Origin of the sequence: Paraburkholderia sp. SIMBA_030, assembly GCF_046535245.1 — a bacterium.
In the GTDB taxonomy this organism is placed as follows: domain Bacteria; phylum Pseudomonadota; class Gammaproteobacteria; order Burkholderiales; family Burkholderiaceae; genus Paraburkholderia.
Genome location: NZ_JAWRXB010000042.1, coordinates 1 through 17798 on the forward strand (window position 1 = coordinate 1; position 17798 = coordinate 17798).

The following is a 17798-nucleotide window of genomic DNA, read 5'->3' on the forward strand; positions in this document are numbered from 1 at the left end:
CAGACCGTTTGCAACGGCGCAAGACAATGCGCCACGGAGAGGATTTACCCCTTTACCTCGGCCTTTCAATGGGTGACGCATTTACTTCGTTGCGCAGCGAAGCAAAGTTGTCACTTCGCATCAGCGCGCATTAAATTCAACTCACGTTCGTTCTAGACCATGAGATCCTCAGGCAGGTGGTCCACATGGTCGACGTTTTGCGAAGCTTCGAGCCGCTCACGCTGCCGCGTCCTCGCGGCGCGCACCGTTATGACGTCTTCAGTCCGAAACTGGGGCGACGTCTGACGCTGTACAGGCGCAGCGCTTTCGAAGCATGGCTGATGCTCGAAGCGGATCCTGCTGCAAAGACATTCTGTGAACAGCCTGGCTTCATGGCAGTCGACGGGCAACGCTGCGTCGTCGATTTCTGGGCAAGGTCATGATGACCCATGAATGCCTGGTAGTACTATCTGAGACGACACCGGAGACGGATCGCCCGCGGAGTCGTCTTGACTTTGACCCGGAAGCCTTCGTCGTGCGGCACATTGATGCAGCCGAAAGGGCAGCTGCGCGTGTGTGGACCGGAAACTGGCAACGTATGCTACCTGTACTCGTCGCCGCGCGCGGCCTCGTCAAGCCTTCGCTGCCCGGCGCGATCGAGCGCTTCGTCGTGTCACCTCAATCGCTGATGACGATAGAGCGTGAGTTCTCAACTGGCGACCCCGCGCTCATCCGCGCAGCTGTCTTCGAACTGTTGCACTGCGGCCGCATCCAGGCGCTAGAGCTACACACTGAAAGCCTGTCGTTTCTGACGCGCTTTGTTGCGGTCCAGGCCAAATCATGAGCCGCCGCAGACCCGAATTCCAGACACTGGATCACGCCTCGTGACCGACCTCGCATGGACTGAACTCGACGCCGCAGAGCGCAGTCGCGTCCGGAGACATATCGACGCCATTGAGCGTTACGCGAGCGGTGAACCTGTAGGCAGTATCGAGACCACTACGCGAATCAACCGCAGACAGCTTTACCGATTTCTCGACAGCAGTCGTTGTAGCGCTTGCGCCTCGATACGGTATTCGACGCTTGCCTCATCGACCGCGCGCAGCTTCTCGACCGTAATCTGCTGCGCCTTGATTACGCGCTGAAGCTTCGACGGCACGATCACGAGGCTACGGCAGTCCGATTCAAGGCAATCCAGACGCATCCAGTCGAGCGGCGTCGACTTGCATCGCTCGACGCTGGCACAGCCGCCAAGCACCGTCTCGCGGTACGCGAGCTCGCCTTTCTCGAACATTCTGACCGTCTGCTCGCGCGAGTAGACCGACACAGGTGACGCCGTGCACAGCACGGCTTTGCGTCCAGGCTGCGTGCCCGCTGAACAGCCGTTCGTCCGAGAACAGCACCTGCCCGGCGTACGCAAGATACTCGGACAGGTCGCGCGCGCCCCAGCGCTACGAGCACGGCCCGACCATCATCAGTTTTATGTGGAATTGAGCGATTTTTTAATCAACGTCTCTTTCTTGTTGACGGGTCAGCCCGATCCGGTGTCGGTGTGGTCTCAAGGCGCCGGAGCAGGCGGTCTATGGCTTTCTGGTCGCCTTCTACTGCTGCACGTTCGTCGTCGGTCAGCGGTATTTCCTGAAGCATTCGTATCATGCCGGTTTTCGATTGGATCAGATCGGCGCGCGACGATTCCTTCGGAACGTAGAAGTCACAACGTGCGCAAGCCATGCGATGCGGACACTGATCGAAGAACTCATACGAGCAGAGGCCATGGCCGAGATCGTAATATCGCCACGGCTCGTCCGGATGGCCATGCTCGATTGCTTGCCGATCGATGAGGACGTCCATCATTCTCAGGTTTCGCTGGAAGTACTGGGCTTCCGAATAGGCGCGGGCGAGACGGGTTGGCGCGAATGCCACGTAGTGTTGTGTGGTCGCGGGTGAACGATGGCCGAGCCACGCCTGTAGTTCGAACAACGTCATCGGTTCGCGAGCGTTGAACAATTGACTCGCGATGGTGGAGCGAGCCCGGTGGCTGCTGATCTGACCGCGTGCATCCGCCTGCGGAATGCCAGCTTTGCGGCAAAGCATGGGAATCAGTCGTTTGTTCAGGTACGCGCGTGGAATTGCTCGTGCGCGGTACGAGAAGAGGAAATCAACCCGCTCGCCAGTCTTGATATCGAGCGCAGCCGGTTGCGTGGGGCGTAGGTGCTCCCAGGTCGTAAGCGCCTCGCCGACGATTGCGTCGATTGGTTTGATAAATGCCGTCCCGGTCTTGTGAACCGGAACGTCAAGCATCCAGCACTGCGTTGCTTGTTGTCCTATCGATGGTTCCTTGCGCACGCAGCCTACACGTAACCGGACAATCTCGTCGCTACGCAGTCCTGCAAAGAGCCATACGATGCTCAACGCCTGTAGCATCTCGAGCGGATAGTAGCCTCCGTTGCGAAGCATGGCGCCTGTGGCATTGCTATGTCCCTTCGGAGCACTGCCGTGACCAGGAAGATCGGCGATCGTTAGATTCAGGCCAGCCCAGAGGAGTTTCGCCCAGAGGTCATCGGCGATGGTCCGCGGTGCCGGTCCGATCAATGCCATGATCGAGCGCGGCGTCGCAAAGGCCCGAAACGGATCGAACCGTCGGGGGATCCACTCCCACTCCTGCAGGTCGGCAAAGAAGCGCCGCATTGAACCCAGGAAGTAGTTCTTCGATCGGGCCGATGCCGGTTTGCCAAGCTTTGGTTCAAGACCAGCGGTCCTCCAGACGTAATCGCCAACACTCATGCGCGCCACTGCGCCCACGTACTCTGCCGCTAATTCTCGGGTCCACTGGTCCGCGCGGGTGATCTCTGGATGCGTATCCTGCAGCCAACGGCCGGCCTTGAGCACCGTGTCGCGGAGATGCCTGCGACTGGATGCTGTCAACGTGCTGGTTGCCTCCCACCGCTCTACTGCGAGAACCCAATCCCCGGACAGGCCAGCGGTTCTCGCTCGATGAATACGTTCGCAGTCAACCCGGTTTCGGATCTTTGGTTCTGCAGAGATAATCCCGAGCGCTGCGAGTACGCGTAAGAGCTGGAAGTACAGTGAACTGCGATAGTTCGAGTCCTGCCAGCGCCTGCGGATCGATTCGATGAACTCGGTCGTCAGCAACTCAAGTTCGGGGCGCTGGTTGATGAGCAGGAGTTCTGCGACCAGACTCATCAACGGTTTGCAGGGACCATGATATCCCCACGCTGCCGAGATCTCGGTAACGCGCAGCAGCGTATCTGCGATTCGCTCCTTGCCGAAGACCTTCTCGGCCAGCGCGACCCGTTTTACCTCGCCCAGGCTGGGAATGTCGTGGAAACAGTGCAGCAGGTAGGCAACCGCCATCAATGCCTGGCGTTCACCGCCCGCACGGGGCGTCGGGCGGTGTGCGGTGAAGAACGCCTGTTGCGTGGTCCCCAGGACAGTTCGCCATACCGTCGCGTCCCACGCCCAGAACGTTGCCCTTTGCATCTCGCAATACTGAAGAAGCATCAGCCTTACACGATCGTTGTATAGACGCTTGCTGTCGACAACGGCGAGCGCGTCGTCGATTGGAGCGAGTAGACGTTCAAGACCGGACAGCCTGCTAAGGACCGCCTTTACCGTGCGTTCACTGGCCATAGCAAGAGGGAGCTCGAACCTCAACACCTTCTGCTCGGCAGCCGTCAGTTGGTTTCTGCGATCATAGTCCGTGATCTGGATCGGCCACGTCCACAGACGGGCGTCAGGCTTCGGGGCGCGTGCAGCCCGGGATGAGTTCATCATCGTTACTCCGCATCGGCGACGCAAGCCAGGGCGTCGACACGCCACGCGTGGATCTGACGCATGGTCTTCGCGAACCGGTCGGCCAGATCATGTCCCGACAAATGCACGTATTGCCTGGTCGTCTCCAGATTCTGGTGACCGGCAAACCGGGCAATCTCATGCAGTTGCCAGCCCGAGCGGGCGAGATCGGTCAGACAGAGATGGCGCAGCGTATGGGTCGAGAACGCCGGAACATCGGCACGAAGCGCAATGGATCGGACTACCTTGGACCACGTCCATAGCGTGATGGGCGCGCCATGGTTGCGGGGCGATTCGGACAGGAACAGCGCGTGCCGATCGCCGGCAAGGACATGCCGGTGCCGAAGGTAGTCGCGCAGCAGTTCGCCGGAAGTTTGGGAATACGGCACGACACGCTCCCGGTGACCCTTGGTCGTCTCCGCTCGGATACGCAGCAGCCGGTGGGCGGGATCGAGATCGCTGCCACGAAGCTGGCACAGTTCCTCCCGACGAAGCGCCGCATCATAGGCAAACGCCAGCATGCACCGGTTACGTTTAGGTTCGTCGCGGACCACAGCCAGCAGAGCCGTCCACTGCGCCTCCGTTGGAATCCATGGCAGCTTGTGAAACTTCTGGACGAGGCTTCGTTCGCCGCGTGCGCCGAAGTGGCAGGATGCCGTATAGCGGCCGCGGCTTACCGGGTTGGTCCTGATGAGCCCCTCGTCAACCAGAAACTCGAACAGCAGCCGGACCGCGGTAAGACGCTGCTGCAACGTTGCGTTCGACAGGAAGCCGCCTGAGTCGATGCGTACCACATTCGCATTCGCTCGCCTTGGCTGGGTCCGCAGTTCGCCGACATACTGCGCGATGGTTTCGCGCGATATGCTGCGTAGATCGACGGCGTGGCCCTGAGCAAAGCGGAGGAAGCCCTCTATCGCGTACATGTAGGCCGCGATCGTATTCCCTGCCAGACCAAGCATCACGCAACTCTGTATCCATCGTCGAGCGTAAGAGTTCGAGGCGATTAGCGGATACCGTTCCCAGACCGGTTCGACGACAGCGCTGCTGGCAGCCATGATTTGCTCCTCTCGCGAGGGATGCCGCCCCGTCACCACGACGATTCAGCACGAGCAGGTAAAAGCGGCATCGCCTTCGGCACGGGTTATCCACCGGGCCGCTCGCCTCTCGCTATAGAGAAGCGGGCGGCGGCCCCGTGGATAACCCTGCGTGATCTCGTTTCAGGCCCCCCAGCGTGCCACACGAACAAAAAACGTTGGCCTACCGTAGCACGAATCCAATTCCAAATAACTTATACAAATCGCGCGTTTAAGCACTGGGCCGAGATCTTCAATCACGACAGCACACTGACGGGGGCTGACCTCCGCGCTGCTCGACCGCCTCCTGCATCATGCCGAGACCGTCGTCATCGAAGGCAAAAGCTACTGCATGAAAGATCAGGAGGGCACCGATCCCGCGACCCTGTGATCGCCTTCACCTTGGTGAGTTTCAAACCGTCCGTTTTAGACGAAATTCACGCCGCTGCTAACAGGCTGCAAACTCAGAGCAATTTGGGTCCACATTTAGCGAGCTCGCGGTTCCGTCCGAGCCCTGGTTGTGTCGATAAGCCGGCTCAGAAGTCGTAGTTCACCGAAAGAGCGAGCACGCCCGAGCCCGCCCGCTGCGTCACTGGGCTGCGCGCGGCTGAGCCGACGAGTTGCTGGAATGCTGCGTCGGCACTGAGCATCCAATGTTTGTGGAAGATCCATGTGGCACTGACCCCGAAGCCCACGGACTTGACGCCGGCCGACGCATGGTACTGGGCGTAGCGCGAGTGCGCCGCCTGCCCCGCGTTCACACCGAACCAGCTGTTCATGTAGTGCGCATCGGCAAAGGTGACGCTGGGTCCCACTAACCACACGAACTTTTCCGAGCTGCCGGGCATCGGCATGTATGCGCCGAGGTCGCCGACCCAGCCGCCGGCGCCGCCAAAGATGTGGCGGACATCGGCGCGCAGCACTAGCGGAAACGAATTTGACACCACGTATTCGCCCAGCAAGCGCAATGCGGGCGCCGGGCTGATATCGCCGAGGCCGTTCAGGTGATCGATATCGTTGGCCTGGCTCCAGCCGAGATCGTAGGCGATTGCGACCCCCATGCGCCAGTTCGGCCCCGTCAACACGTTCCATCCGAGGCCTTCGCCCGTGGACAGAAAGAATCGGTCGCGATAGCGAATGTCGATGCTTGGACCGGCATACAGGCGATAGCTGTCGGCGCCGTCATAGAGCGGCTGAAAACTGACCGCAGGGCCGACGCGAATGCGCCACTTCGGCAGTTCCGGTTCGAACATCTGCTCGAGGAGGATGCCTTCCGAGTATTGCCATTCAGCTAGCGGCGAAGGTGTTTGGGCCATGGCGGGCGCCGGCATCAGTGCCGCCGTTAGCGCGGCGGCGCATGCAAATGTGTGCGTGTCGCGCTGGCCTTGGTCTTCGTAGTTGTTGATCTTCATACCGACGAATGTTACCGCAGCTGGTCCGGCCGGACTCGACCCGCAGCGGTCCTTCGGATCCACCGTAAGCGGTCTTTCATCAGGCGACGCGGTTGATTCGACAGTATTCATGCATGAGTCTCGAGGACGCAAAGCATTCAGCGGATCGCTGTGTTGCGGCGCGTGAGACAGTGACCGGGACAGAGGAAAGAGGTGGCGAAGCAACTCGTGCTTGACCATTGCAGAGGTTGGTTTCCACGGGTCGTTACCTATAGCAGTACCCCGCGCTGTTGATTGGTCGTGAACTTGATGCGGCCCGGGCGATCATCGCGTTAGATTATTTCGAAGCTGTTGCGAAATTAATCGGATGAACGTTTGGGTTGATTCCAACAAATCAATGAGCACGCGAGCGAGAGGAAAGCTTCAAGCACGTGTGCGTACCGTTCATAGCGAACCGTGAGTCGTCTGAACGAATGTAGCCAAGCAAAGGAACGTTCTATAACCCAACGTGTTTTACCGGCCGCGTGATGCCGCGCTCGTGCAGGCGCTGCCGATTGCCTATGCCGCGCAACCAATCAAACGGTGCTGCCACCACCTCCGTGGCTAAGGCACCACGCCGGATGCAGGGACGCCGGGAACACCAGATGCAGGTACGCCGGATGCAGGAACATCCGCGCAAGCCTGGGTGCCGTTTTCCAGGGTGTTACAGTACTTTCCAATTGTAGGCAAGCCGTTTTCCCGCAGGTAATCGTTCTGAATTTCGGTCGCTTCGACTTCGTCCTGGAAGATGGACGGGTTGTCGGCCGCCTTGGTATCACCAAGCTCGCCAGACTGCATAATAAAGGCATGATAGAACTCATGAGGCAGCTCTGAGGTCGCGTCCCGAGGCGTGCCATCGAGGTAAGTCCCGCCCTCGGTTGGATTCCACTCGATGATCGCGCCGCTCCCGTTTCCGTTCGTGGCGCCGCCTGACGGATCAGTGGGATAGGTGCTTGAACTTTCAGCGCGCATAATAACGAAATCGTGCTGAGTATCTGACTCAAGGCTCTCGATTAGCCCCTGAGTGGCCGGTGTTCCGTTAGTTCTGACTTGCTCCAGGGCGGGCTGGCAATTTGTATCGGCGAACTCTGGATCTAGCGGGTCACAGACCAGGCCGTCCCCGTGCTCTGGTTTTGCCGTGTGCAGACGAAAGCTAACTGGGTTAGATAAAAGCTCACCGCGAAAAACATTGGGATGACCATCGTTAGGGCCACTGTAATGGTAGGCGAACCGAAACGTGTAAAGACCCGGGATTTTCAGTGGATACATAAGCGCCAGGTTTCCAGTCCCGGGGTGCAGTTGCTTCGTGACGAGCAAAGATCCCTGCCGCGGTAGATGCGCAACAGTGAACGGTATCGTCACACGATCTCCGCTCTGAATCGTTTTTAGCGAGCGAATCTGGATGCTCACGGGATCATCCACGTAGCGGACCGGCGATACAGTCGGACGGAGGGGCTCACTACCCCGCGTGGCAGAGACGACGCTAACTGTTCCTCCATTAACGGTCGCAACAGTAACTTGGTCTCCCTCTCTGGTCTTTTCCGGATGCCTTTCCTTTTTTTCATCGCGGAAAATGCCGAAAGGAAATACGGTTGTTTGTTCCTCCGCTTCGCTACTTGTAATAGTAAGCTTCAGGATGATTCGTTCGGAGGTGTCATACACAGGTTTGGCGGACGTCACCGTAAATCGCAGCCGCTGTCGAGCAGGACCAGTTCGGTCAGCGTCATCGGCCTGCCCGCCGGACATGAACACGAAAGAGAGGAGAAGCCAATAGGATATTCTCCGAAATTGCCGCGCTCGCATGTTTTCTCCCAAGGCTAATTTGCCTTTTCCGTATTTGGAGAATTTGGCAATTAATTACCACAGCCTATAGCAGCGCGATATAGAGTTCGCTGACACGCCAACGCGGCTGCTTCAATCGCTCTTTAGCGCCTTGATAAGAATCGAACTCTGGAGCACCACACCTGACATCGTGTCTGTTACTTGGCAGGATAGAACACGCTATCGTAAAAGCAAGGCGTCTGGATAAGAGCCCGCGCCATAGCGGGGACTGAGGTCAGGCCCGCGCATGCGGGCGTAGGAGTTCTAGTGCGTCCGTGTCCTGTGCCTCCTCCAAAGTACTTCCTTAGCAAGGCCAAGGCCGGACTGCGGTTCTCGTCCCCGCGCTATTGCATGATGACCAGGCACAAGCCGGTCCATGGGATTCGGGCCGGTTTTCGCCAGCGAGCGGCGAATTAATGAACTGTCGACGAGCGCACGTGAGAAGGCGATTCGCAACGGCGACGCAGTTCGGCCAGCAGCGTTTCGTGCGTGCGTAGGTGATCCGTTTAACACCTGAGAGATCGACCTGCTGCTTCGATTGCAACGATTGTCGCCAATCTAGGGGCGGCTGTTGAATGTCCGTTCCTGGCCGTACTCAGCCGATATGGTTACTCTTCGAGGCCTAGCTACCCCGCCAAGAACACGGTCCAGTAGCGAAGCTCACCGGCGCACCAAGAACGATGTATTTCGATGTAGTGATACATCGAAACACAAACCTACATGAAAGGCTTGCCGCACAAAGGCTTCTGCGCGTGGAAGGGGTATAGGTCCAGAGCGATGGATGGATGTTCTCCGGAGCAGGGGAACCCACGACACGCCTCGTACTGTATGGATGCACAGTATTCTGGCGCACTCCTGAGAAGACAACGATTGCCGTCGTACCGTCGCGAACGGGAAGCCGCGCAGAGGAAGCAACGCACGAAGACCGTTTCCATTCGAGATTCCTATTTCGGAAGCGAGTGCGACGTGGCGGTCAGCGTCTCGCTGCGGCCCGTCGGGAATTGTTGGGCTGCTGGTCCCGCCCAATCAAATCACTGACGTTTTGGATCGGTTCTGCTTCGACCCTATCTGTATGATCTATGCTTATTGCATAACTTGCTTGTATCCGAGAGGGAGGCCGAAATGGAACGGTGCCTTGCTTGCAAGACGTTGATCGGAAGAGCGTCAACAGTCCCTCCACACGAAAAACTCCACTGCTTTGGGTCGGGTGTTTTTGGTACGCCAAAAGCGCCGATAACACGCTACATGCTTTACCGATGTACTTCATGCGGTTGCTGGATGAAGCAAAACACATCCCATGGATTACCGGCCGGCCTTTGGTGGACATGCGAGTCGAGCGTTCCTGTCCCGCAAGTCGCTGAGCGCAAGCCTCCCGACCATGACTGGAGGAAGGCGATACTTGCGTCAGTGATCGGGCGACCCCGATAGCCCCGCAGAGCGAGTGCTTGTCGCCGTTCATGCCTTATCTCCATTCTCTGCGGAGGCCGCGATAGCTGCGGCGCTCCATTCGATCAGCGGCTGGTCAGCGCAGGACGTATAGCGGGTGGCACGGCGATCCGTCTTTCGTTGTGCCGAGGCACCAAAGGTGCGCGCCGGCGTCGCGCATGATGCTGCCGACGCGCGCGGCCCGTTCGGGCCTGGCAGTCGAGCCACACTTTCGCTTCGAGGACTGCATCACTCCGCGGTGTCGTCCGCATGCGTCGATGGCCATGCTTGCGCTGCCCATGATGGGAATGCACCGCGACTTCTTTAACGATCCGGGCACCTATGGGTTCGACCATGTCGACGCAACTCGCCCGTATCAAGGACGAAGTGCCGGGCAAAGCCCCTCTGTCAGGCATCCGCATCACCGCCGTGGGCGACGCCGTTGCGGTCACGACCGGGGCCGCATAGTGGGATGCCGCGTCCGGGCAACTGCTACTCGACTTCGAAGTTGCAGACCGCAAGGGCGACGTCACCTTTATGGACAGCGTGCCGGCCAACCGGAAAGCCCGGGAGAGGCAGGCCGAGGACCGGTATGCGCTCGCCGAGCAGTTGCAGGAGACGGATGTCGTCGGCGCCGAGCAGGCATACCGCATGGCAGCGATCTGTCACCAGAGCCGCACTTTCATGCATACAACAACCTGGGCGCATTGCTCGCAGGCGATGAGAGCCGCTGCTCGCACGCACTTAAAATCTTTGAGGACGCGCTGCAACACAGCAACACTTCGCGGACGCCGAGCTGCTCCACTTCAACTATACGGTGCTACTCGAACAGGCCGAGCGGCTGGCGGAGGCTGCATCGAGCTACCTGCGTTGCGTCGAAATAAATGCAAAGAATGACGAGGCGGTCTTCAATCACGCGGTGATTCTCGAACAGCTTGGGCGACTGGAAGAAGCCGGACAGCACGCTGCAGAATTCGGCTGTCGGTTCGAGCCACTCATGTTTCCAGCGCGGCGGGCGCCGCTTCCCCACGCGGGCTAACGTAGAAGAGAAGGGGGCTTTACCGCCGATGGTTCTGCCGGCTCATTCCCGTACCAAAGGAAGGAGCGAAACTCCAAATCTTCGGGAACGACAATCCAAAGGATACAACCACTCGGCTTTTCCATGAGCTTTAGGCTTGCGGTAACACTGGCTCTCTTTCCACCTTCCACCGAGACTTTGAGTTGAATGTGCCGCACGATGGCGCCGTGACTCATAACCAGGTCGTAGCCGCCGGCATCAAACTGGGAGCGCAATAGCGCGACGTCGGTGATATTGCGCCGCCAAAGCGTACGAAGGGCTTCGCCGACAAACATGTGCTCGACGATCCGTTCGCGCAGTTCCGAATGCACGTAATGCTGATCACTGACAGCGTTTGCCTTCATCATTTTGGTTTCTCCATAGCAGACACGTACTTTTGAGCCATTTCTTGCGCTCGTGCGAGATAATTCGAGTTGCCGGATCTTCCAAAGCGTAGCGCGGCACTTCCGCCGCGGGGCACCCATTCCTGACCTATGCAGTATCGACAAAGGTGCGGACAATGACCAACATCAAGCGTTTTCCTTACAGCGAGGCTAATCGCAAGCGCCTTGATCTGAATGAGCGGTAAATCCGCTGTGAAGTCTCCCCGCGCTGGCTGCAGTTTCCAGAGTACGCAACGACGTTCACCACTGGCACCTTGATGACCATTGACGTCATGACGCTTGGCGACGACGACCAGCCCCGCAAGCTCTGTGAGCTCGTTCTCGAGAAAGAAGACCTGATCGCGATGCTGGAGCACGTCCCGAATAAATTGCCAGGAGTATGACCAACATGATCGACGAAAACCGACTGCATCGGGCCTGCCTCGCCGTCGCGCGCAATGACGCGATTCCCCGATACTTTAGCGCTAAAGAGTCATTCATCGGTGCGGCCATTTGCGCAACGGCGCGAATGGCAGCTGAACTCTGAGAACGGCCACCGCCGGCATCGCGACCCTAGTGACGACAGGGGGTCGTCAACGGTCCGCTGTCGTCAGCAGTAACGAGCTTGTATATAGGTGAACGAGGATCAGGGTCCGTCTTTATTCTGCAATGCGCTTAAAACTGGCGTAGTAATCGTCGGTGTAATCGCAGTCGCCGGTCTGCTTGCGCGGTCCACCACATACGTTCCGGCGCTGCCCGCGATCCGTCATGCCAGGCGTGCGAACCGTGTATGTGTGGTAGTAGCCGCGCGGATGCTTCGGCAGCAAAAGCGCACTGTTACGGAACAATACGCCGTCCTCCCCAAAAGGGAACGGGCCCCCCGCTTTGATCAGCCGCAGTGTTTCGGCTGCTTCCCCCGGCAACTGTGTCTTCGTGACGGCGCCCAGCACGCCCGTCTCTCGCGCGCCTGATGCGATGGGTGTATCGCTCGCGCCTTGCGCCGGCTGAACCGGCGCCTGGCTCGCGGATGCGCCCGATGCCTCAGTGACGTTTCGCGATCCTTCCTTGCCACATCCGCCAAGGATCGCACTCAAGGCGACGATGCAGGAGAAAGCCCACGCTCTCTTCACGAACAGTTCTCCCGTTGACCAGAATTCGACGATCCGGCTAGATGTAAAGGTATCGCTAATGGCGGAGCGAATCAATGTTCGGCCCGGAAATAGGCGCCTTTTACACGACCACCGCCGTTCACTCGTTGAAGCTCGAGCGGCAGCTGAGGGTCGGTCTGAGGCATTCATGTAGGGGGGCGGGCGTTTGACTCGGTTCGGCCAGAACCAGCCACCGAAACTTAATCTACGACCGTCCGTTTCCGATTCAGCTTAAGACGGCCGCTGAGGCTTACCTATCTTGCGTAGCAATCGAAACCGCTGATTAAACAGCTCGACGCTGGCGGGAACACTTTGGTGTTTGCATATGCAGGTAACCGACGCTGCCATCGCTTCGCTCTGGAGACTCGCTATACGCGGTCCCGTACAATGAGTCGTTTTGAATCCCGCGACAGATCGCACTTTGCTCCAGCCTCCAGCGCCATGAATCACGATATTGAACACGCTCTCGCCGCCGCGCAGGAGAACCTCATGGCTGGTCGGCTCGACGATGCCGCAGGTCTGCTGCTCGGCATTCTGGCGAGCGTCCCCGACCACGGCGAAGCTCTTGCAGGTCTCGGTTATATCGCCGCCAACCAGGGCGATCATGCATGCGCAGCGGAGTACCTGATGCAGGCATCGGCGCACATGTCAATGTCTATGGATCAACTGAACTTCGCCGCGCAGGTGTGTCAGTTGGCGCAGCGTCACGATGCTGCGATAGCGCTGTTCGAGCGCTGCCTGACCCAGTTTCCGAACCATGCCGCCTCGTTGTACGGTGCCGCAATGTCGCTGATACAGCTTGGCGAATCGCAGCGGGCACTTGAGCTGTTGGTGCATCTGTGCAAGATCCAGCCACAATCAGCCGAAGCGCATTACAACCGTGGAACGCTGCTCGGTACGATGGCACGCTATGAGGACGAACTGGATGCCTACCGGCAGGCGATCACGCTCAAGCCGCGTTTCGTACGCGCATACGTTAATCTCGGGGTCGCGTTGCGAGATCTCCGGCGCTTTGATGAGGCATTGCTTCAATTCAAGAAGGCGCTTTCGATCGATCCGAACGACGCCGGCGCACGCACCAATCGAGCTCAGACGAATTTGCTGCTCGGCGAATTCGAACACGGCTGGCGCGAATACGAATGGCGTTGGCGCGATGGCACCTGCAGCCACGGTTTTTCGCAGAACACCCTATGGACTGGCACCCAACCGATAGACGGCAGGACAGTGCTCGTTCATCATGAGCAGGGGTTCGGCGACACGCTGCAATTCGTGCGTTTTGTGGATCGGCTCAGTGCAGCTGGCGCTCACGTCGTGTTGCGTGTTCAGGATGCCCTGTTGCCGCTCCTCCAAAATTATCGGGGTGCGGCCGAAGTCATCGGTGAGACAGGGCAAGTGCCACATTTCGACTATCACATTCCAACCCTGAGTCTGCCGTTTGCGCTCAAGGTTCGTGCACCCGATCTCGCGCTATCCGGTGCATATGTGCAGGCAGACGGCGCGCTTGTCCCTCAATGGGACGATTTTTTTACAGGCTCCATTCGACGGCCGAGCATTGGGATCGTGTGGTCGGGAAGCCGTACGCATCTGAATGATCACAATCGGTCCATTTCGCTTGAGCAACTGAAGCCGGTGTTCGATGCCGACGCGGATTTCTTCGCGTTGCAACCGGATGTACGCGACAGTGATCGCGCGTGCCTCGCGCAACTTGAGCAGCGCGGGGTGCTGCGCGATGTTTCCGGGCGGCTCACCACGTTCGCTGAGACTGCTGCGCTGATCGCTCGCCTCGACCTCGTCGTCAGCGTCGACACAGCTGTGGCGCATTTGGCGGGGGCGCTTGGGAAACCCGTATGGATTGCTTTGCCGTTCATGCCGGACTGGAGATGGCAACTCGACCGAAGCGATAGTCCGTGGTACGCAAGGGCGCGGTTGTTTCGACAAACGACGCGAGGCGATTGGACTGGCGTAGTTGCAGCGCTTCGCGCAGAGATCGACGCATTGCGGGGCGCCTGAATGGCGAGCCGCCCGACAGAGAGCGCCCCATCCACTGCTCGCTGCAGGTTCGGGTCGCAAATTTGGTCGCGCCTGCTCCGTCGTGCCGCTTGCCCGCTTTGAGCGACTAAGGCGCGTCGGATTGCCGGGTCCAGACAACGGGGAATACTTGCCGTCGATCGAGTGTCCAATTTGAAGCCCTCTTACGGACATTCGTCACGGTGATTCGACAGGCAGTTGCGGGTCGCGTGGTGCCGCTCGGTGGCACGCACGGGTCGATCGCACGACGATGGGCAAGGTACGGCCCATCTCCAGCCGTTCGCCTGATACTGCGCGCGTTTTTCAGAAACCCGAGAGGAATCAGTTGCGCACACGGAATCGCGTTGTTCATCCTGTTCGGCACGCAACCGACCACGGCCGATGACACCGGAGGTACGGCGTAGTCGTGCGAAATGCCCCGAGATATACTTCCTGCATGGAACTCGACCCCCGCGACCTCGATAAAATCAGTGCCGTCACGTTGCAGCACTACGACGCGCACGCGGAAGATTTCCGCGACGGCACGTACGACCACGACGTCACGCAGAACATCGCGGCGCTGCTGCACCATATCGAACTCGCGCCCCCTCTTACGATCCTGGATTTCGGCTGCGGACCGGGGCGAGATCTCAAGGCCTTCACTACACTCGGCCATTGCGCGGTCGGCCTCGATGGCGCCGAGCGCTTCGTTGCAATGGCGCGTGACGCCACTGGCTGCGACGTCTGGCAGCAGGATTTCCTGCATCTCGATTTGCCGGCTGCGCACTTTGACGGCATTTTCGCCAACGCCGCGCTGTTCCATGTCCCGAGTCAGGCGTTGCCGCGCGTGTTGCGGCAATTGCACGCGACACTGAAGCTCGGCGGCGTGCTGTTCAGCTCCAACCCGCGCGGCACGAATCAGGAAGGCTGGAGCCACGGCCGCTACGGCGTCTTCCATGATCTCGAAGCATGGCGTAGATATATGGCGGGCGCGGGATTTGTCGAAATTGAGCACTATTACCGGCCCGCCGGGTTGCCGCGTGAGCGGCAGCAGTGGCTAGCCAGCGTGTGGCGCAAGCCGGTCGCCTGAAACCCCAAGGGCTGTCACCCGTATGCCCGCGTTGGGCTTGGCAGATGCTGGCGTTCAAGCCGCTTTTATGCAGCGCAAAGCAGCCGATTTGCAGCACTGTCCATCGCGCTGAGAAACGACCAGTCGTAGATCTCGCACAATCGGCAGAAGCGGGGACGCCTCTCGTCGGCCGCGACAGGCAGCGTGCGGCCATTAGCGGTCGGTCAACGTCACGCGGCGATCGTTGACAATGCCTGTTTGGAGTCTCGAAGGCCAGGAGCAGACATAAGGAAAAGGGCACCCCCTAGCATTTCGGTTTGGTGCAACACTTGGCGACGAATAATAGCGGCTCCAACATTTGGAGCGCTAGCTTAGCATTCCCCCACGGAAATCAAAGTCGACTTTTTCGCTACGTATTGAAGTCAGGTTCGATGACTTCACGGTAGTGTCTGAGATCGCTGAATAAGCTAGAGAAAATATTTGTATAAACCGCTTCAAAACGTCCTGCGACTACATCTTCGACGCTAGCGTAGCGCAGATGTCGGTCTGTTTCCCACTAGATCCTATGACAGTGAAAACACCGTCCGTACCTACCGTGTAAACAAGCCTGCCTATATAAAGCGTCGTCGATGGTCCAGCCGGAATATCGGTTGGGAACAGAATGAGAGCATTAAACCCCGTAGCGACCGTCATTAAGCTGCCGTCAGGTAAGGTCGTGGTTCGCGATACTGATCCGCCGCTCGTGGTTAGGCTATGGCCGTTGTCTACATTAGTGAACGTATTGCTTATTCCTTTGCCAGCGGTCAAGCGAACAACATTTCCATTTTTATCACGGAACTCTCGGAGAACCGGCTGCGATCCTTCTGAGTCAATTTGCAGTGAGAAAGCACAGCCTGTGCCGGCAGGAAGGACTATGGGTGCCGCAGATGCCGGGCTTGTTATCCCTAGTGCGCAGGCGAACACAAGAACGGACAGAGCTTTTTCGCCTATGTGCTTTGCGTTTAATTTCCTTTTTACAGACGGCATCTGAAAATCAAGACGATTATTCATTACGGTACCTTTATCAAGGTTGAATGTTATTAAGAAGCGATGCGCCAACTTGATATGACGCTTCGCGCTTAGGCATTAGGCGTCGCTCTCTTTATTAAAAGAGACACATCGCTACGAAATTCGCGCGGCATTTGCCGCTTGGTTCACAGTAACTACATACCGCTGCAACTGAACGACCGCTTGTCCGCACTTGGTCTGTCCGTAAGGCTTCGCTATGAGCATAAGGAAAACAGCGCTCGCGATCGAAAGCCTAAGCTCAGACTTTTCACGGTTTACACCCTTTTCCCGAGTTTGGTCACAGCCTCATAATGATATAGGTTCAATTCGAGAGAACTTCAAGACTTATGTGCAACCGCCCGGCGCGTTATGTGACAGCAGCGCGGTTTTTCGTCGCCATGCAAATCCCAATTAGGCCCGCAACCTTCCTACCTAAGAAATGCTGTGGGACTTCGCTCGCACGGAATATGCCGGGAGCATCGAAGCTAATGGACGTGCCTTTCCGCATTGATGCGGATATATCGCGGTCGTTCAGCATTCTCGTCAGAGCGCCTCCGGACTGTCGCGTCATGACCAATTTCGCTGGAGCTGACTTGGCGTTCTGCCGAACAATTCCCAACCTAAGAGGACGTGCTCGGCTAGAATGCGGGTCATTTTCGAAGTTGGTTCGGCGACGCGTGCCACCGACCGCTGTGAGGAAACTTGGCTGACCGCTGTGGGTCGCAAGCACGCATCCGCTTGCGGTGAGACCGGTCATTCGCATCCGCCGACATGTGAATGACAGGAAAGCGATCCGTAGCCGCCTGACCAACGCCGATACTCGAATGACGGCAACGGCCGATTATGCCAAGTCGTTGATTATGGAAAGCTTCACATAAGGCCGATCTAGAGACGTTCGAGCACAGATCCGAAAGAAAGGCTTCTGATCGTATTGCTAGAAAAACCGCCAGATGCCGGACTGGCTTGGCCATCCAGGAAATGTGTAAACGTGGTCAACTTCCACTTGCAGACACGTGATGCCGACTGTTGCGGGCGAGCGCGGTCACAAGTTTGAACGCGGTTAGCGCCGTGGCGTGATGTTACCGGAATCTGTCGGTTGCGCCGCTGGCTGACTGTGCATGAGAACGGGAAAATGCGTTGCAACGATCCACGCACAAGGAGCCTAACATGTCCCCTGTCTCATCCGTACCATCTGCCGACAGCGCCGCGGCGCTTGCCCACTTCAGCGCGTCGTTGTCATTCGAAACTCACTGCAACGGAGCAACGCGCGCCGCAATCAGGCTCGCCCAGCTCGGTCGCCCTGTCAAGGTAATGATCGGCGGCATTACAGGCTGGCTCGACGAGGGTTTCCAGCTAGCTATTGCCGATGAGAAGTTACCTCGGTGCGATTCGCCTGCAGTCGATTGAATGGACGCGAATCCGGACGACACTCCTGTGACGGGAAAAGTGATCACGTCGACCATGGTTTATTGGGGGTGACCCGCTTCAGTGGACGGTTACGTAGTTGAATTGTGCCCGGGTGAGGGTCCTCCCTTTGATGTGACGT

Annotated in this window: 19 protein-coding genes; 9 read left to right on the top strand and 10 right to left on the bottom strand. The window is 58.3% G+C overall.

Annotated features, from left to right (window positions below; translation table 11 throughout):
- Positions 1–185: 185 nt before the first annotated feature.
- Together SB772_RS38530 and SB772_RS38535 are read left to right on the top strand one after the other, a co-directional pair.
- The gene (locus SB772_RS38530; RefSeq protein WP_410838309.1) at positions 186–422 is read left to right on the top strand and encodes a hypothetical protein; all 237 of its coding nucleotides are present in this window, start codon (positions 186–188) and stop codon (positions 420–422) included.
- Complete coding sequence (locus SB772_RS38535) at positions 419–823, top strand: hypothetical protein (protein ID WP_410838310.1); 405 nt, start codon at positions 419–421, stop codon at positions 821–823. The genes SB772_RS38530 and SB772_RS38535 overlap by 4 nt, the downstream gene beginning before the upstream one ends.
- Positions 824–1003: 180 nt before the next feature.
- Here the strand turns inward: SB772_RS38535 and SB772_RS38540 are convergent, their stop codons facing one another.
- The 3 genes from SB772_RS38540 to SB772_RS38550 all read right to left on the bottom strand — a co-directional run bounded on the left by SB772_RS38540 (position 1004) and on the right by SB772_RS38550 (position 4847).
- Positions 1004–1306, bottom strand: a complete 303-nt coding sequence (locus tag SB772_RS38540) for a hypothetical protein (protein ID WP_410838311.1) — start codon at positions 1304–1306, stop codon at positions 1004–1006.
- A 179-nt stretch (positions 1307–1485) separates the two neighbouring features.
- Positions 1486–3774 carry a tyrosine-type recombinase/integrase gene (locus tag SB772_RS38545; RefSeq protein ID WP_410838312.1) on the bottom strand — a complete coding sequence of 763 codons (2289 nt, stop codon included), beginning with the start codon at positions 3772–3774 and terminating at the stop codon, positions 1486–1488.
- 2 nt (positions 3775–3776) lie between these two features.
- The gene (locus SB772_RS38550) at positions 3777–4847 is read right to left on the bottom strand and encodes a tyrosine-type recombinase/integrase (protein WP_410838313.1); all 1071 of its coding nucleotides are present in this window, start codon (positions 4845–4847) and stop codon (positions 3777–3779) included.
- Positions 4848–5157: 310 nt separating this feature from the next.
- On the opposite strand from SB772_RS38550, the gene SB772_RS38555 reads away from it, so the two are divergent.
- Entirely contained in the window at positions 5158–5256 is a 99-nt protein-coding gene (locus SB772_RS38555; protein WP_410838326.1) for a hypothetical protein, read from the top strand.
- Between the two features lie 145 nt (positions 5257–5401).
- On the opposite strand, the gene SB772_RS38560 is transcribed toward SB772_RS38555, so the two are convergent.
- The 3 genes from SB772_RS38560 to SB772_RS38570 form a co-directional block, all read right to left on the bottom strand.
- Positions 5402–6196 (bottom strand): MipA/OmpV family protein, encoded by a 795-nt coding sequence (locus tag SB772_RS38560; RefSeq protein ID WP_410838327.1) that lies wholly within the window; start codon positions 6194–6196, stop codon positions 5402–5404.
- Between the two features lie 419 nt (positions 6197–6615).
- On the bottom strand, positions 6616–6831 hold the full coding sequence (locus SB772_RS38565) for a transposase (protein ID WP_410838314.1): 216 nt from the start codon (positions 6829–6831) through the stop codon (positions 6616–6618).
- Between the two features lie 28 nt (positions 6832–6859).
- The gene (locus SB772_RS38570) at positions 6860–8098 is read right to left on the bottom strand and encodes a M91 family zinc metallopeptidase (protein WP_410838315.1); all 1239 of its coding nucleotides are present in this window, start codon (positions 8096–8098) and stop codon (positions 6860–6862) included.
- Between the two features lie 1785 nt (positions 8099–9883).
- On the opposite strand from SB772_RS38570, the gene SB772_RS38575 reads away from it, so the two are divergent.
- The gene (locus tag SB772_RS38575; RefSeq protein WP_410838316.1) at positions 9884–10009 is read left to right on the top strand and encodes a hypothetical protein; all 126 of its coding nucleotides are present in this window, start codon (positions 9884–9886) and stop codon (positions 10007–10009) included.
- Between the two features lie 24 nt (positions 10010–10033).
- On the opposite strand, the gene SB772_RS38580 is transcribed toward SB772_RS38575, so the two are convergent.
- The 3 genes from SB772_RS38580 to SB772_RS38590 form a co-directional block, all read right to left on the bottom strand.
- The gene (locus SB772_RS38580; RefSeq protein ID WP_410838317.1) at positions 10034–10231 is read right to left on the bottom strand and encodes a hypothetical protein; all 198 of its coding nucleotides are present in this window, start codon (positions 10229–10231) and stop codon (positions 10034–10036) included.
- Positions 10232–10361: 130 nt separating this feature from the next.
- Positions 10362–10505, bottom strand: coding sequence for a hypothetical protein (locus SB772_RS38585; RefSeq protein ID WP_410838318.1), 144 nt, complete (start codon positions 10503–10505; stop codon positions 10362–10364).
- Between the two features lie 71 nt (positions 10506–10576).
- On the bottom strand, positions 10577–10966 hold the full coding sequence (locus SB772_RS38590) for a hypothetical protein (RefSeq protein ID WP_410838319.1): 390 nt from the start codon (positions 10964–10966) through the stop codon (positions 10577–10579).
- Between the two features lie 293 nt (positions 10967–11259).
- On the opposite strand from SB772_RS38590, the gene SB772_RS38595 reads away from it, so the two are divergent.
- Together SB772_RS38595 and SB772_RS38600 are read left to right on the top strand one after the other, a co-directional pair.
- Positions 11260–11385, top strand: a complete 126-nt coding sequence (locus tag SB772_RS38595) for a hypothetical protein (RefSeq protein ID WP_410838320.1) — start codon at positions 11260–11262, stop codon at positions 11383–11385.
- A 5-nt stretch (positions 11386–11390) separates the two neighbouring features.
- On the top strand, positions 11391–11528 hold the full coding sequence (locus SB772_RS38600; RefSeq protein ID WP_410838321.1) for a hypothetical protein: 138 nt from the start codon (positions 11391–11393) through the stop codon (positions 11526–11528).
- Positions 11529–11640: 112 nt separating this feature from the next.
- Here the strand turns inward: SB772_RS38600 and SB772_RS38605 are convergent, their stop codons facing one another.
- Complete coding sequence (locus SB772_RS38605) at positions 11641–12111, bottom strand: ribonuclease (protein WP_410838322.1); 471 nt, start codon at positions 12109–12111, stop codon at positions 11641–11643.
- 333 nt (positions 12112–12444) lie between these two features.
- Between SB772_RS38605 and SB772_RS38610 the strand changes: the two genes are divergently transcribed.
- The 3 genes from SB772_RS38610 to SB772_RS38620 all read left to right on the top strand — a co-directional run bounded on the left by SB772_RS38610 (position 12445) and on the right by SB772_RS38620 (position 17659).
- The gene (locus SB772_RS38610) at positions 12445–14139 is read left to right on the top strand and encodes a tetratricopeptide repeat protein (protein ID WP_410838323.1); all 1695 of its coding nucleotides are present in this window, start codon (positions 12445–12447) and stop codon (positions 14137–14139) included.
- 454 nt (positions 14140–14593) lie between these two features.
- Positions 14594–15226, top strand: coding sequence for a class I SAM-dependent methyltransferase (locus tag SB772_RS38615; protein WP_410838324.1), 633 nt, complete (start codon positions 14594–14596; stop codon positions 15224–15226).
- 2193 nt (positions 15227–17419) lie between these two features.
- The gene (locus SB772_RS38620; RefSeq protein ID WP_410838325.1) at positions 17420–17659 is read left to right on the top strand and encodes a hypothetical protein; all 240 of its coding nucleotides are present in this window, start codon (positions 17420–17422) and stop codon (positions 17657–17659) included.
- Positions 17660–17798 lie beyond the last annotated feature (139 nt).

Coding starts and splice junctions, on each gene's coding strand:
- SB772_RS38530 (WP_410838309.1), top strand. CDS start 186: ATGGTCGACGTTTTGCGAAGCTTCGAGCCGCTCACGCTGCCGCGTCCT.
- SB772_RS38535 (WP_410838310.1), top strand. CDS start 419: ATGATGACCCATGAATGCCTGGTAGTACTATCTGAGACGACACCGGAG.
- SB772_RS38545 (WP_410838312.1), bottom strand. CDS start 3,774: ATGATGAACTCATCCCGGGCTGCACGCGCCCCGAAGCCTGACGCCCGT.
- SB772_RS38550 (WP_410838313.1), bottom strand. CDS start 4,847: ATGGCTGCCAGCAGCGCTGTCGTCGAACCGGTCTGGGAACGGTATCCG.
- SB772_RS38560 (WP_410838327.1), bottom strand. CDS start 6,196: ATGCCGGCGCCCGCCATGGCCCAAACACCTTCGCCGCTAGCTGAATGG.
- SB772_RS38570 (WP_410838315.1), bottom strand. CDS start 8,098: ATGCGAGCGCGGCAATTTCGGAGAATATCCTATTGGCTTCTCCTCTCT.
- SB772_RS38575 (WP_410838316.1), top strand. CDS start 9,884: ATGGGTTCGACCATGTCGACGCAACTCGCCCGTATCAAGGACGAAGTG.
- SB772_RS38580 (WP_410838317.1), bottom strand. CDS start 10,231: ATGCATGAAAGTGCGGCTCTGGTGACAGATCGCTGCCATGCGGTATGC.
- SB772_RS38590 (WP_410838319.1), bottom strand. CDS start 10,966: ATGATGAAGGCAAACGCTGTCAGTGATCAGCATTACGTGCATTCGGAA.
- SB772_RS38595 (WP_410838320.1), top strand. CDS start 11,260: ATGACCATTGACGTCATGACGCTTGGCGACGACGACCAGCCCCGCAAG.
- SB772_RS38600 (WP_410838321.1), top strand. CDS start 11,391: ATGATCGACGAAAACCGACTGCATCGGGCCTGCCTCGCCGTCGCGCGC.
- SB772_RS38615 (WP_410838324.1), top strand. CDS start 14,594: ATGGAACTCGACCCCCGCGACCTCGATAAAATCAGTGCCGTCACGTTG.
- SB772_RS38620 (WP_410838325.1), top strand. CDS start 17,420: ATGTCCCCTGTCTCATCCGTACCATCTGCCGACAGCGCCGCGGCGCTT.